Origin of the sequence: Bradyrhizobium sp. 170 (assembly GCF_023101085.1) — a bacterium.
GTDB lineage: Bacteria > Pseudomonadota > Alphaproteobacteria > Rhizobiales > Xanthobacteraceae > Bradyrhizobium.
Window position 1 is genome coordinate 337,539 of sequence record NZ_CP064703.1, and the last position, 14,737, is coordinate 352,275.

Annotated in this window: 12 protein-coding genes and 1 pseudogene; 8 read left to right on the forward strand and 5 right to left on the reverse strand. The window is 61.6% G+C overall.

Features of this window, described 5'->3' with window-relative positions; all coding sequences use genetic code 11:
• Nucleotides 1–12 precede the first annotated feature (12 nt).
• The 5 genes from IVB05_RS01615 to traA form a co-directional block, all read right to left on the reverse strand.
• Nucleotides 13–525: a DUF488 domain-containing protein gene (locus IVB05_RS01615; RefSeq protein WP_247782712.1), complete on the reverse strand. Its 513-nt coding sequence runs from the start codon at nucleotides 523–525 to the stop codon at nucleotides 13–15.
• A gap of 87 nt (nucleotides 526–612) precedes the next feature.
• Nucleotides 613–861 (reverse strand): HGGxSTG domain-containing protein, encoded by a 249-nt coding sequence (locus tag IVB05_RS43640; RefSeq protein WP_346771822.1) that lies wholly within the window; start codon nucleotides 859–861, stop codon nucleotides 613–615.
• On the reverse strand, nucleotides 779–1,216 hold the full coding sequence (locus tag IVB05_RS01620; protein ID WP_247782713.1) for a hypothetical protein: 438 nt from the start codon (nucleotides 1,214–1,216) through the stop codon (nucleotides 779–781). Before IVB05_RS01620 ends, IVB05_RS43640 begins: the two co-directional genes overlap by 83 nt.
• A gap of 1,774 nt (nucleotides 1,217–2,990) precedes the next feature.
• On the reverse strand, nucleotides 2,991–3,206 hold the full coding sequence (locus IVB05_RS01625) for an AlpA family transcriptional regulator (RefSeq protein ID WP_212421110.1): 216 nt from the start codon (nucleotides 3,204–3,206) through the stop codon (nucleotides 2,991–2,993).
• A 123-nt stretch (nucleotides 3,207–3,329) separates the two neighbouring features.
• Nucleotides 3,330–6,284, reverse strand: coding sequence for a Ti-type conjugative transfer relaxase TraA (gene traA, locus IVB05_RS01630; protein WP_247782714.1), 2,955 nt, complete (start codon nucleotides 6,282–6,284; stop codon nucleotides 3,330–3,332).
• 171 nt (nucleotides 6,285–6,455) lie between these two features.
• Between traA and IVB05_RS01635 the strand changes: the two genes are divergently transcribed.
• The 8 genes and pseudogenes from IVB05_RS01635 to hflK all read left to right on the forward strand — a co-directional run bounded on the left by IVB05_RS01635 (nucleotide 6,456) and on the right by hflK (nucleotide 14,718).
• Nucleotides 6,456–6,782 (forward strand): conjugal transfer protein TraD, encoded by a 327-nt coding sequence (locus IVB05_RS01635; protein ID WP_247782715.1) that lies wholly within the window; start codon nucleotides 6,456–6,458, stop codon nucleotides 6,780–6,782.
• Nucleotide 6,783: 1 nt separating this feature from the next.
• Nucleotides 6,784–7,050, forward strand: a complete 267-nt coding sequence (locus IVB05_RS01640) for a conjugal transfer protein TraD (protein ID WP_247782716.1) — start codon at nucleotides 6,784–6,786, stop codon at nucleotides 7,048–7,050.
• A 1,521-nt stretch (nucleotides 7,051–8,571) separates the two neighbouring features.
• Nucleotides 8,572–9,900 (forward strand): acetamidase/formamidase family protein, encoded by a 1,329-nt coding sequence (locus tag IVB05_RS01645; protein WP_247782717.1) that lies wholly within the window; start codon nucleotides 8,572–8,574, stop codon nucleotides 9,898–9,900.
• A gap of 223 nt (nucleotides 9,901–10,123) precedes the next feature.
• A complete protein-coding gene (locus IVB05_RS01650; RefSeq protein ID WP_247782718.1) occupies nucleotides 10,124–10,705 on the forward strand; it encodes an adenylate/guanylate cyclase domain-containing protein in 582 nt (193 codons plus the stop codon).
• Nucleotides 10,706–10,918: 213 nt separating this feature from the next.
• Nucleotides 10,919–11,845 (forward strand): protease modulator HflC, encoded by a 927-nt coding sequence (locus tag IVB05_RS01655; RefSeq protein WP_247782719.1) that lies wholly within the window; start codon nucleotides 10,919–10,921, stop codon nucleotides 11,843–11,845.
• Between the two features lie 64 nt (nucleotides 11,846–11,909).
• The gene (locus IVB05_RS01660) at nucleotides 11,910–12,944 is read left to right on the forward strand and encodes an acetamidase/formamidase family protein (protein ID WP_247782720.1); all 1,035 of its coding nucleotides are present in this window, start codon (nucleotides 11,910–11,912) and stop codon (nucleotides 12,942–12,944) included.
• Nucleotides 12,945–12,987: 43 nt separating this feature from the next.
• Nucleotides 12,988–13,599, forward strand: a pseudogene (locus IVB05_RS01665) (cation transporter); the annotation flags it as partial.
• An 84-nt stretch (nucleotides 13,600–13,683) separates the two neighbouring features.
• A complete protein-coding gene (gene hflK, locus IVB05_RS01670) occupies nucleotides 13,684–14,718 on the forward strand; it encodes an FtsH protease activity modulator HflK (protein ID WP_247787430.1) in 1,035 nt (344 codons plus the stop codon).
• Nucleotides 14,719–14,737: the final 19 nt, after the last annotated feature.

Sequence of the window (14,737 nt, forward strand, 5' to 3'; positions counted from 1 at the left end):
ACGGCTTCGGTGCTACCCGATGTGGGCGGGTGGCCTGTCATTAGAGGATATTCGCCCTCCCGAAACGCTGCCTGAAATCACTGGTGCAGCATTCAAATGAACAAGACTGAATTTCCCACCCCGCGTCATCGACTCAGCAACGATGCAGCGATGGCAATTTGTGTGATCCTGTTCAAAGCAGAGCAAGCACGCAACTGATTTTGAGGCCGCCGAAACAGCTTCTTCCAGCGCTTGCTGCGCTGCAGTAGTTAACATATGAGAGTTGAATATTCGGCGGAAGTCAGAGAAGCGGCGTTCGCGCGCCGCTATTCGCCCGGCCTTGGGGTCGCCCAGCCCCTTTAGGTGAAGATATCCGAGGCCGGCGCCTTCAAGGCCCCGACATAGGGATGTCTTCGAGAACCCCGGCTTGCGGGAGAGGGGAAGGTCGCGAACGTCGATCAAGAGTTCGATCCCATTGCGACGAAGGATGGAAAACAGGTGGGCCGGCGTAGTGCCCTCATAGCCGATCGTAAACAGTTTTTTCATTGTAAGCCTCCAGCCCCGGCGCTTGAATCATGTTCGCAAGAGATTAACAACCCTGAGTGACTAAGGCCGAAACCTAAAGGCTCAATTTCATTTTACGGGACCGGCTTGGACCACCTCGCGCATTTCGTTGATAAGCGCCGCAATCTGGCGACGGTGCTGGATCGAGCTGGCCGAATACCGACCATGCTTGAAAGCGTTCTGGTTGCCCTTCGGTGCTCCAGGAGATGGCCCGCCGTGCATCCGGCACCGGCCGTTAGGCATTCCCGGGGACTGGCAGGGCTTGCCGCTTCTGGTTCGCGCACCGCATCTCGGGGCCCTTTGCATATCCAACAGCATGGGGTTGTGCTTCCATATTTTTCCCAGACCCCCCAGGGGTCACTTGACCGACAATCGCTTGGCCGCCCTGATAGACGTGCACATGCTCAACAATGACCTTCTGCTGACCCTTGCTTGGATACTTCTTCAGCGCTTCCACCTGAGTGGCGTTGGCCTTAGTCAGCTTCGCGGCGAGCGTCAGATTGATCTGCTTGGCTTCCACCGGCTGACCGGGAAGCATCGCGCGTCGAGAGCATTCCATAGCTGCTGCATGAGAGGCATAGAGCTGGGTAGCGACCACGCCTTCTACAGCGTCCCCTGGCTTCACGCTTGCCAGAATCGCGGTCCGCTGATCTTGCCGTTCATCCGCCGGCATGCTCTCTCGAAACCAGCCGCTGTTGATGATCTGGTTACAAAGCATCTGGTTCCAATGGTCGGATCTCGTGACGCATCGGGATTCTGAGAAAGACTGACGGTCGAGTTCGCGAGGCTGTTCATGGCATCATGGTATAGGTGAAAATGTGCGTTGAAGGATGCGCGAGTTGTTGGAAACAGCTATTCCGAAATCCTGCGCCGCATGGGAGTTAATAGCCAAGTTTGGTTCTCCCGCCTTGAAGGTGGGGCCAAATGTAAGAAGCAGGTCATGTGTCCGAGTTCTGCCCGCTCCTACGAGCGGAGCGCCCCCGGTCGTTACGCGGACCAACTTCCAAGTAGGGGTTACCCCACCGCTCGTTACGACAAGAAATCTTATGTGGTAAGATAGGAAGTCTTGTTTGAAGAACGGATCACTCTTCTCGCCCGTAGACGAGGGCAAGTAGAAACGGGATTTGAGCGAATCTCTTAGCCACTCTGTTATCCCGAGCTCACTCAGAAGAAACGAACTGCCCGTAACTTGCTCTCCATCCATTCTACAAGGATTCCCGGTCCGGGACTGAAGCCTGTCGAGACTCCAATAAGTGCCGAACTTCTCTCCGCGCGTGCCTTGGGAGGAAAGCACACCTCCGAGTCCCACTGAAAAGGTTTCGGAGGCCCGAAGCGGCTCAATAAAAGTTGCGCCAGGATTGAATGAGCTCGATTCGTCGACCTGCAAATCTAGAGTTGTTTGAACGGCCCACCCTGTCGGAAGTAAACCTTCGCTTCGAGTTGCTACCACCGCATCAACAATATCGCAGTACACCTTCGCCTTTATCTTGAAGGCAAGAGAGCCACCGGGTGAAAACTCCGAAAAGCGTGCAGTGCCCTCTCCCGGCTCTTGCAGCGAAGGGACGTAAGTACCGCATCCACCGATCATGAGAAGGACGGTCAATCCGATAAACGCTCGAGCAATCGATCTGATCATGGTACTATGTAATTCGGACAAGAGAAGGAGCATACCTTCCGGCCATCGACGATTTTGGGGCGTCCGACTCTGCAGTGACTGTATTGACACATTACGGGCCGTGCCGGCTGCCCAAGCGGATCAACCGTAACGTCGCACCTCGAGATCTTCTGGGTTGGACACAAGATCATCCTGTCGGGAGGGGCCGTCCGCGATGTAGCGTGCCCGGGAGCCGCTAAAAACAGGATGGTGAGCGTCAGAAACCAACGCATAAACGCACCTCCGACTATAAACTTGAATATCCTTGGAGCTTAGATGTACCAGATGTGAGTAGCAATTAGAGGTTAGGCACAGCAGTTTATAATTCGCAGGCAGTTGTATTTAAGCCACTCCAACGTGCGTGCGGTGGTGTAGACAGCAATCTTCGGAAAAAATTGATAACTCAGCGACCTTCGGCCAAGCCGGAGGTACTCAAATCTGAAACGTTCTCTCAGTATCGAAACATGTAAACTCTATCGGCCCGCTCAGAGAATCTGGGGGTCAGGAGTTCGAATCTCTTCGGGCGCGCCATCTATCTTTTTCACATGTCATCGATTTTCAGAACGGCCTAAAATTTGCGTTTAGTCTGGGGTTTAGTCTGGCCGTTCTGTTCCGGATTGGAAGTGCGACCGCTACCAATCGGCCTTTGTCTGCTTGGAAAGCTCAAACCGGGGCGGCGTCAGGCGGTCAAGGCCGGCGCGTCAGCGCCGCCGCGCAGCGGCTCGGCCTTGAGGGGCTGACGCCGGTCTGGTCCCATGGCTCGCCACCAGCAAAGGGAGCGCTGCCGCCGCTCTTATTGGACTTCATCTAACGCGCGTTTCGGGCGCCATGCGACGGGATCGGCGATCCATCGGTCGATCTCGGACTCATGCCAGCCGCTCCCGTTGACGCTGATCTTGATCTGCGGCGGGAATGTGCCCTCGGCGATCTTGCGGTAGATGGTGGACCGGGACAGCCCGGTCCGGGAAAGCACGGTTCTCAAGCGGATGATACGGTCTGGTTCGCGCATAACCGCGCTGCCTCCTGCTGGCTGTCTCTGACAGCTTCGGAGACCAGACAGGACAAGCAGTTGCAGTAGGCAAGAAAGTTGTTGGACTCGTCATAGCGTGGCGTAGAGACGGCGGCAGATGGATCAAATTCCGATGCCCCGGCCTCTGCCGATGTCGATGCCGTGAGTGAAGGCCAATTCCTGGCCGAGCCGGCGGCCTGATTCAAACGCGATGCCGAGTTCCTGCTTGCGGTTGGCGAGGATGGATTCCAGTTGCGGATCGCGTTCGAGGCTTTTCGCCATGTCACCCATTGCCGAGCGCGTCGCCTTGTAGCCGGCGATGTCGCCGCCCTGATACTGGCGCTGGCTGGTGTGGTCGAGCTTCTGCCAGCGTTCCACGAAACGGTCGGCGCGGCGGCTCGGATCGGTGCGCAGTTCGGTTTCGAGCTGAAGCGCGCGGACGGCGCGGGCGGAATTGCCCGAAGCGGCATCTTGGGCGAGTTCTGGGTTCTTCTTGTAGGCAGTTTCGGCATCGTACGAGCCATAGGGCCGCACCTCCTCGAAGACCTTGCGGGCCTCCTGCAATTCCTTCACCTGTTCAGGGCTCGCCTTGTCGCCCCGTTCCTGCATGTCGAAGATCGCATTCACGGCTCGGGCATGACGGATGAGCGCCTTCGTGCGGGCCTTACGCAGCGCCGCTTCCGGGTCTTCCCCCGCCTTCCTTTCCAGCGCTTCCCGTTGGGGCCTCCGGGCGCTCTCTGTGCCAGGCACAGCTTCAGCAGACGGGCGCAGGCTATCGAACATGTTACGCACCCTCTCGGGCACGACCTTGCGCACGATCTCGGCCACGCGCTCGCGGAAGGTTATCCCACGCCGTTCGGCATAGCTTCGTGCCGGTTCGTAATCCAACGCCATGTCCTTGGCCCGATCACGCGACAGAGTGCGGACAAGCCGGTCCTGACTGGCAAAATCGTCGCGGCCATAATGAAGATCCACGTTGTTGCGGTGCCGCGACAGGGCGACATAGCTGCCATGGGCGTCCATGCCTGGCGTCGCCAGAATATGGGCGCGGTCCACCGTCATGCCCTGGGCCTTGTGGATGGTCGCGGCATAGCCATGGTCGATCCGATTATAATCCTTCAAGTCGAACCGAACGGATCGGCCATCGTCGGTCTGCACGGTCATGGATTGCGCATTGACCTGTTCGATGGTTCCCAGGGTGCCGTTCTTCACGCCGAGGCCACGCTCATTTTGCAGGAACATGACTCGGTCCCCGCTGGCAAAGTGGCGCTCGCCGCGCTCGACTGTGAGCCGCACGTCCTCGCCGAGGTCGCCTGCAGCCCGCATCCGCTCCCGCGCCGCCTCGTTCAGCGCCCGCACTTCGTCGTTGGTGTGGGTGAGGATGATTCGGCTGCGCTCCGGCGCTGCCTGCCGGTCACGGTCCCAGCGGTCGATCAGATCTCCGCGCGCTTGCTCGCGGGTTCGGGCCTCATGCACCATGCCGTGGGAGCGATAGGCTTCCAGCGCATCGTCGGTCCTGCCGGTCGCCAGATCGCGCGTGGCGTCCCGCTGCCAGTCTTCCCGCTGGCGGCGGACGTCACCGATTTCTGCGCCGCCATAGCGCCCATGGATCGACCGGAACGCCGCGCCGGCTTCGATGGCTTGCAACTGCGCGGGATCTCCGACCAGCACCACTTTCGCGCCGACCTCTGCCGCATGGGACAGCACCCGCTCCAACTGGCGCGTACCGACCATACCCGCCTCGTCGATGACCAGGACATCGCGCGATGTGAGCAGGTCGCGGCCTTGTTCCCAGCCATGCTCCATGCTGGCGATGGTGCGCGACGAGATGCCCGTTCCGCTTTCGAGGTTTTCCGCCGCGATGCCGGACAGTGCCACGCCCCGTACCTCATAACCCGCCGCTTCCCATGCCGCTCTTGCCACGCCCAGCATCGCGCTCTTTCCCGTCCCGGCATGGCCGACGACAAGCGAGAGATCGCGCCCCTCTGTGACATCCGCCAGCGCGTCGGCTTGCTCGCCCGAAAGGACAAGGCCGCGCGCTTCGGCACGCGACAAAGCGACTTCGCGGTCGGCGTCACGCACCGCATGGCGCTCACGCTCGGCCATCAGTGCGGCGGCCCGGTGCAGGCGCTGTTCCGCCTCGATCATCTCGCGGGTGGTGAAGCGCTTCTCGCCGCGAGCGTCCTTGCCGAGTTCGACCAGATTGGGCGCTGCCCGCATCGCGCCCATGACCTCATTGAACTGGTCGATCCCGTCGCTGTGCCGATGCGCAAACTTCGCCATGTCGCGCTGCGTGAACGTCGATTGCTGATGCGTGATCGCGTCCAGTCCAAGGGACGGATCGGCGATGATCCGCGCGCCATTGCCGCGGGCGATCTCGCGGTGCATCTCGGCGCGGTGGGCCTCGATCCCTTCGCTCTCGATGAACCGATTCTCAATACGTTTGGCGGGCGCGCCGACCTGGCTTTGCGGCTCCAGTGCGATGCCCTGCGCCCTGAGGCTCCGATGGTCGATGCGTGCGTCGATGTCGAGTTCGGCCAGCCGCTTATTGGCAATCTCGGCCCAGCGCTCACGCCAGCGCCCGACCATCTCCGTGCGGTTCCAGGCCCGCACCTTCGGGCCAAAACCGTTCTCGTCTACCGCGCGCATGGTCAGCATGACATGGGCATGAGGTTTGGGCATGCCGTCCTCAGCCATGTCCCAATGCACATTGAGATCGGCGATCATGCCCCGATCCACGAACTCAGCCTGCGCAAAGTCGCGGGCCAGTTCGATCCCCTGAGCCTGGGTCATCTCGCGCGGGATGGCGAATTCGAGCTCGCGGGCAAGCTGCGCGTCCTTGCGGACTTCGAACGCTTCGACATCGTTCCAGAGCCGCTCGCGGTCGCTCCAGGCCTCCGGCGCGTTCTCCGGCAGCATCACCTCGGAATGGACGACGCCGCGCTTGGCGGAAAAGTCTTGGGCACGATCAAGGCGCTCGTCGCGCAGACGCGAGCCTGAGCGGTAGGCGGCCGATGCCACCGCGCTTGAGCCGGACTTGCGGCCAATGACCTTGACGTGAAGATGATAGATCGCCATCGCGACCGGATCATCTACACGGCAAAGCGAACGTCGGAACGACGTATAAGCGCGCCCTCCCTCGAAAAATTCTCGGGCGGGATTACACCGTCTCAAACCGTCCCGGCGACCTTACAGCATTATGCCCAGGGCTCAACTATCATCCCCTGATCAACATTGCTGGAGAACGTGATGCGCAAGCCGCGGGATTTCGACGGGGAACTGAAAGCGCTTCAGGACAAGGCGCGAGACCTCAGGAGCCGCAAGGTGCAGCAGCTCGGCGAGCTGGTCATCGCTACCGGGGCAGATAGCCTCAGCGCCGATGAACTGGCAGGCGCGCTGATCGTGCTGACTGAGACCAAAGATGCTGGAAAGAGGGAGGCATGGGCCAGGCGCGGAGCCGCGTTCTTTCAGAGCCGGGCGCGGCGAGCTGCACCGGCAGCTGAGCGCCACACAGGCGGCACTCGGGCGCAACCGGGCGGCGCGCAACCGTCAACAGGCAGCAAGGGCGCGGCATGATATGCGCGCATGGCAAGTCGAGCGCCGCAAGCGAACGCGGCACCTCATTGAACTCGGCGGCCTCGTCGTGAAAGCCGGACTCGTCAACCTGACCGGCGACGATCGTGCCACCATGCTCGGCGCGCTGCTCTGGATCGCCGACAAGCTCCAAAGCGATCAAGGCGAACGGGCGCGAGTGCTGTGGTCAGCAATGGGGAAGCAAGCATTGGAGGCGGACCCGACGGCACACAACGGGACAGATCGATCCGATCCAGCAGCTCGTCGTTGAACCACGACAATGGTATGTCAACTACGCGAAGACCGATGGTTGCAAGCGGGCATTGAATTGGTGCCCAACATTGCCTCTGCGGCGCCGCCACAAGTACGGTCAGCGTCGCCGCGTCACCGCGCCTGTGATCCGCATGCGAGCCTCGGCCGCGAACTCAATCTGGAACGCCGTCAACAGTTGTCGATCTGGCGCAATGGAGACTGCCGCAAAAACGGACCCCGTCATCCTGCCGCTGCACTGGCTCAGACCCGCAAGCGAAGACGCCCGCGCGGCGGACAGGGCTATTTCTCATCCGCCTGGACAACCGGGCCTATCCCAGCCAGACGGCGCCACCTGAACAATTGGCTCGCGGACAGCCCGTTTCGCCGCGCCGTCACCGACAGAAGCCGGGGCCGCTATAGCTCTCCGCCACGATCCGGTGCTTTTCTTCCAACGTCCAATGGCGCCGGGTGCCCGTCGAGATAACGTCAAGCCGCGAGGTCTTCGGATTAGGCGTATGCTCAGTCATTCGCCTATGTCTTCACCGCCACAGCATATCAGGCAAGGCGGCCTTCGCCGGAAGAATACGAGCAAATCGGACATCTGCGCGATCAAGTGGTCACGATTTCGGGGCGCACGAAAAGTCGTATCGCGAGATCATGAATATGCCGAGGCGAGCGCTAACGGGATGCGCTCCGAGCTAGATCAACTGTCAGTATTTGTAGCGGTTTGAGCGACGCATACTCTCCGCCGCCGCGGTCAACACGCCGGTGGTACACAGGACCCACAAACTGTGGGCAAGATCTTGGCCCTCTCAAGGTCAGGGCGAGCGCAGATAGTTGTTGAATTGAGGTCCAAATTACCATTTGAGTTTGTATGGGGGAGCGCCAGGGGAGCGGACAGAAAAGCTAAGGAAGACTTCGACACGATAGCAGTTTGGGTTCGTCGGGGCGGTGGCGGCTCTAGCGGGGGAGATTCGGCGAGCGGTGCTGTCAGTGGTCCGTTCGGGACGGGCTCAGCAGCGGGCTTTACTAACGCCGGTACCACAAATGCGGTACGGCTGCTATAAACTGAAATTCCCGGTGGACCAGCGAGCGACGTTGGGCTCAACAGTTCGCTAAACGATCCCGGCGGTGCGCGTACCAGTAGCCCTCTGGCGGCTAGGGCGCAATATCCGAGTGGGATCACACTCAGAATAGTTCGTACTGAGCACAATGAGTTCGCTTTACCCCGAATGGCCGACATGAGATCGGACCAGCAGAAGTCCGTGTCGGGCCAATTCCGCGCTCTTCCAAACGCCTCAATGTCGACGGCAGGCGAGTAACGTGGTACTGAATCTCTCTCGGCACGCCAAAGCAATGTGAACTTTGGGAGAGGCCCGCGATAACTCCGCGATCTGGCCATCCAGGCGGGGTGGCGTTTCCATGGCGCGTTGCCTGATAGCAAGCGAGCGCGGGGAGCGGCCCATTGACGCGGCGGCGCGAGAGTAACGTACCTCGCAAGGCGGTCCATGGCGCACGGACGTTTGCTTAGGGGGTCATCATGTCGGTGAACCACGGCGATGGGAATGAGCACGCCCACCACCCTCACCATCACACCTGCGCCAATCTCTTTGGCTGCGGCGACGAGAAGGGCACGGGCATCATCCGCGAGGACATCAAGGATGCCGCGTTCGACAATCGCGCGTCCGATACCCTCCTCCACATGGACGAGGTCGATCAGGAGACGCTCGACGGCTATCTGTCGGCGCGCGGTCATTGGCGGCGCAAGTTCCTGCAAGCAAGCAGCTTCATGGGTGCGCTCGCCGCGATCGAGCCGTGGTTTGCGAGGCTGGCGCGGGCGCAGGAGGCCGGCGCGGCGCCAAAGCGCCAATCGGATCGTGGAGGCCGCGTGCACGTGGTGCCGTCGACTAAGGAGACGGTGCAGCTCGGTGTGTACGACGCCAACCTAGCGCCCATTCTCGCGATCGATTCAGGCGATGTCATCAGCTTTCCCGATACCTGGTCGCACTTCCTCAATGAAATGCAGCCGGGCGTGCCGATCGACACGCTGGCGAAGCTGCGCGTCGACAATCCCGGCAGAGGGCCGCATTCGATCATCGGACCGATCGCCGTGAACAAGGCCGAGCCGGGCGATGTGTTGGAGATCCGCTACCAGCGGGTCCGTCCCTACGAATGGGGCGCCGTCTTCAACAACCCGGGTTCGCTGGGGACCGGCCTGCTGCCGCAGGACTATGCTCAAGGGCAGATCAAGTATGTCGATCTCGACCTGCGCGCCATGAAGGGCAAGTTCATGCCCAACATCACCATTCCGTTGAAGCCCTTCCAAGGCACCTTGGGCGTTGCGCCACCCGATGGCTATTTCCCGCCCTTAAGTCCCGGCGTCACCAGCTCGGTGCCGCCGGGCCCGCACGCGGGCAATCTCGATCTCAGCGAGCTGTCCGAGGGCTCGACGCTCTACATCCCGGTGTGGAAGCCGGGCGCCCTCATCTATACGGGTGATAGCCACGCGGTGCAGGGGGACGGCGAGATTTCGCTCACCGCGCTGGAGACGCGGATGAAAGAGCTGCGCATCCAGATCATCCTCCACAAGCAGAAGAACCTGGCCTGGCCGGTGGCGGAGACGGACACACATTGGATCGTCATCGGGCTCGACAAGGACCTGAACACGGCGATGACGCTTGCTGCGCGCAATGCGGTCAAGTTCCTGGCGACCCGGGCGAAGATCAGCGAGCTCGACGCCTATGCGCTGTGCAGCGTGGCGGTGAGCTTCCGCGTGACCCAGGTGGTAGACATCGTGCGCGGCGTCCACGCACTGATACCGAAGACCATCTTCGCTCCTCAGCTCAGGCGCGAGATGACGATGGTGTGAGCGGCTCGAGTGCGGCGCCGATTTCCGCTGTGGGGTCATAGGCGGACCTCGACCAGGGCAACCGGGAAGTGCGCTTTGCCCCTATGATCCGGACATTGTCAGCCCAGCCGGTCAGGGCCGAAAAGTGCCCATTAGCTGACATGACCGTTCCACGCCGGCCGCATCATTGCCCAGTCGGCTAAGCCCCTTTGCGATCTGGAAACGGGGAGGCGGAGATACTCCATTGACCCGTGAGCAGCGCCGCTTAGCAGCCGACGTGGTCGGCTATTCCCGCCTGATGGAGCGGGACGAAAGTGGCACCGTGGCGCGCCTGCGGGAACACCGAAAACTGCACCTGGAACCTGTGCTGGCCCGCCATGGCGGCCGCGTGGTTAAGCTGATCCGCGACGGCGCCCTGGTCGAGTTTGCGAGCGCCGTCGAGGCACTAGGCGCTGCCATCGAGTTCCAGCAGGTTATGGCCGAGGCCAATCGTGACCAGCCCCAGGACAATGCCATCGTGTTCCGGATCGGCTTGCATCTCGGCGACCTGATCGTGGACGGCGACGATCTCTATGGTGACGGCGTGAACGTAGCCGCGAGGCAGGAGGCCGAAGCGCCGCCAGGTGGCATCGTGATTTCGGGTGACGTGCACAATGCCGTCGCTGGCCGATTGAAGGCGGCCTTCGTAGCCTTAGGAAAGCTGTCGCTTAAGAACATCGAGCGGCCGGTGCGCGCCTTCTCCGATACCGGACCCGTTCCGCGGAGCGGTTGGCCACAAGCCCATCCACCGGCTTGTACCACACAGGTGCCTTCCCGATTGAACTAACACTTGATCATACCAGGCCCGTTGCCCGTACCGCCGGCGATGCCGCCCGACTTCTCGAGGTGCTCGCCGGAGCCGATGGCACTGCGTACGGAAGCCTATGCCAAGCAGCTCACCGGAGACAAATGCCTTGACCACCCGAAGGACGCCCTACAGAATGAGAAAAGCCCCAGCTCGTTAGGCAAATGAGCCATGGCCCGCTCAAGCTCGAAGCCTATGCAAGCCATTCTGGGCGCCGCGGGAGTGCTTGGCGCTGTCGTGGCGACCACGTTATGTCTTTTCGCCGTTGGCGATGGGGAGCGGGCCGTTGTCACGTCGTTCGGCAGGCCGGTGCAGGTAGTCACCACGCCGGGTCTTGGCGTGAAGCTGCCTTACGAAAGCGTGACCACGTTCGACGGCCGGCTTTTTGTTTACCAGCCCCCACTGAGCGAATTCCTGACGCTTGAGAAGACTGCCGTGACGGCAGCGGGCGCCGTCATGTGGCGCATAGCCGAGCCCAAACGTTTCTTTGAGACGGTTCTCAACAAGGCGGGTGCGGAATCGCGCTTGGGCGACATCCTCTCTGCGGAGCTTGGCGCCGCCATCGGCCGAAGTCCGCTCGCTGCCTTTGTCTCGGCCGAAGCCTATCGAGCAGAGGCCTTGCTCGCCGAGGTCGCCGCAAAGTGCCGGAATGTTGCGCTTCCGGACTACGGCATCGAAGTCCTTGACGTGCAGCTGTTGCGCTTTGACTTCCCTAAGCGCAATCGGCTCACGGTCTACGCTCGCATGCGCTCCGAGCGCGCCGCAATCAGCATGCGCTACCGCTCTGAGGGCGAGGAGGAAGGCCTCAAGATCCGTTCCGCGGCTCAGGGCGAGAAGACGAGCATCCTAGCCGAGGCCTTCAAGGTCGCCCAGCGGCACCGCGGCGCTGGCGAAGCAGAGGCCGCCCGCATCTACGCCGACTCGCTTCGCGAGGCACCGCAGTTCTACGCGCTGCGGCGGACGCTCGACGCGTCGCGCAAGTTCGTCAAGGAGGGCACCACGATGGTGTTGCCGGCGAACTCCGATCTCTTCGGCCTACTGCACGATAGCAGCTTCTATGAGCGCGCCAAGCCGCCAGCAAGCTTGGCCGACAGTGCGAGAAAGGAAACGCCCATGAGATGACGAGCGGAAATCTTACGCCGCTCCCATAGCAGCAATCGGCGCTGCCAACATAGGAGGAATTTCTATGATTCGAATGAACGAGCAGAAGGCACGTGCGGCCATCGTGGCTCTATCTTCGGCACTCGTAGTTATTGGGGTCGCGCCTGCCTCAGCCGCGGAAGTCCGCTATGACCCGGGAGACACTGTTTACTTCACCTATTGCCATGCGCATCCGCCGGCGATCCGCATCAAGCCAGGCGACACGGTAATCACAAGGACCAAGGACGCGGCGAACGACGTCTTCCAGCCGACCGACAAGACGGTGTTTCCGAGACTCGACCTTACCAGAGTCAACCCGCAGACCGGGCCGTTCTTCATCGAGGGCGCCGAGCCCGGCGATACGCTCGTCGTGCGTATCGACAGGATCGGCCTCAACAGAGACTGGGGCTGGGGAGCTTCGATCCCCTACTTCGGAGCATTGGCGCCCGAATACAAGACGGCGATGATAACCGACCCGGTGCCGGACCGGCTCTTTATCTGGCGGTTCGACAGATCGAAAATGGTCGGTGTGCTCGACCTGCCCAACAGCAAGATCGGCAAAATCGAGGTCCCGTTGCGGCCATTCTTCGGGACAATCGGCACCGCACCTGGTGGCAAGGAATGCATCAGCTCGCTGATACCCGGCCCGCATGGCGCGAACATGGACTTCAATGAGGTCGTTGAGGGTGTGACGATGTCTTTCCCGGTTTTCGAGCCAGGTGCGCTCTTCATGCTGGGCGACGGGCACGCCGCGCAGGGTGACGGCGAGATAGACGGCGCCGCTATCGAGACCTCGTTTGACGTCACTTTCACGGTGAATCTCATCAAGGGAAAAAAGATCAACTGGCCCCGGCTCGAGAACGACAGAATGATCATGTCGATCGGCAGCACGCGGCCGTTGATCGATGCGCTGCGAATCGCCTGCGTCGATCTCGTCAACTGGCTGGTGCAGGATCACGGCTACGACAAGATCGAGGCGCTTCAGCTTCTAGGCCAAGCAGCGCATCTCGAGATCGCCAACGTTGTCGATCCGCAGTACTCCGTGGCTTGTCAACTCGACAAGCGCTACCTGCCGCGGTGAGGTTGCACTAAAGGGAGACTTCAGGAAGCGAAGGGCTCTGAACATGGGCGTAGCCTGTTGCGGAGAAGGCGCCACCTTCGAAGGCCTGTCGGCTGATTACAAGCGGCGGCTTTGGATCGTCATTGCGATCAACGCCGGGATGTTCCTGGTGGAAATAGGAGCCGGCGCACTCGCCGGCTCGCAGGCACTGCAGGCCGATGCTCTCGACTTCCTGGGCGACGCAGCGACCTACGGTATCAGCCTCGCGGTCATCGGTGCATCCGTTCGGGTCCGGGCGCGTGCGGCCTTTGTGAAAGGCGTCAGCCTCACGCTGATGGGCTTGTGGGTGTTTGGGGCGACCGCTTATCACGTGCTTGTGCTCGGTGTGCCCCGCGCCGAGATCATGGGCGCCATCGGCTTCCTGGCTCTCGCTGCCAACGTGGCTAGCGTCGTCATCCTCATGCGCTACAAGGATGGCGACGCCAACGTGCGGTCCGTGTGGCTTTGCTCGCGTAACGATGCGATCGGCAACGTCGCCGTGATGCTCGCTGCGCTCGGCGTTTGGGCAACCGCGACCAGGTGGCCCGACCTGATCGTGGCCGCCATCATGGCGGGATTATTCCTGTGGTCATCCGCTCAAATCCTGCGACAGGCGGAGCGTGAGTTCCGGACCGGGGAAATCTCGCTCCACACGCACGTGCCGCACACGCACGCGCCGCCGGAGTGGGCCCGGCTGCGCGACGGGTTTGCGGCGACCCGCGTGTTTGTTACTGACCCCCGCGTCAAGATCGCGGCATTGGCAAGCCTGGTCCTGCTCTGGCTCGCAAGCGGCTTCTTTACGATCCAGTCCGGGGAGATCGGCTTGCGCCTCCGGTTTGCTCGCATCGTCGCGGCCGACCTCGGCCCAGGCCTACACTACCGCCTGCCCTGGCCAATCGAGACGCACCGTCTCGTCGAAACCGAACGCACGCGAAGTGCGGAGCTCGGTTTCCGCAGTCAGGCGGACGAGAGCTTGATGACGCGCGCACTCGCCCGCGAGCGGCTCACAGTGGGCGGGCCTTCGAATCCGGTGCCGGAGGCGATCAAGGCCAGGGGCTCCTGGTTCCAGCGCGAGGTGCTGGAGGGCGAGTCCTTCCTCCTGACCGGTGATGCCAACCTCATCGATCTTCGATCAACCGTGCAGTACCGCGTCAAGGATCCCGTGGCCTACGTCACAAACCTGGCGGAGCCTGAGGCGCTGGTCCGGAGCGTTACCCGAGCAGGGCTGCGCAGCGTTATTGCCACTCAGCGAATCGACGCGTTGCTAACGAACGCCAAGGCAGAGGTCGAGGCGCGGTTGCATGAGTTCGTTCAGGCGCGCCTGGACGGTCTGAATGCCGGCATCGCGCTCGTCTCGGTGCGCTTGGTCTACGTCCATGCGCCCCAGGAAGCACACGACGCCGAGCGGGACGTGGCCAGTGCACAGGAGGACAAGCTGCGCACGATCAACCGCGCCAAGGGATTCGCCGCCGAGGAGGTAAACGAAGCGAAAGGAGAAGCCGCGGCGATGGTCGAGGGTGCCCTCGCCGTCCAGGAGGAACAGGTCCGCCGCGCTCGCGGCGAGGCACTAGCGTTCAGCCTACAGGTCGAGGCGTTTCGGCAAGCGCCCGAATTGGCCGCATTCCGCTTGCAGATGGAGACGATCGAGGACGTGTTGCCGAAGGTGCACAAGCTTGTCCGGCCGAAGGCGAGTGCCATCAAAGACTTCGACCTTTGGCTCCTTGAGCCTCCGATCAGCGCGGGCGGCAATCGATGAAAGGCAGCTCACCCTGGAG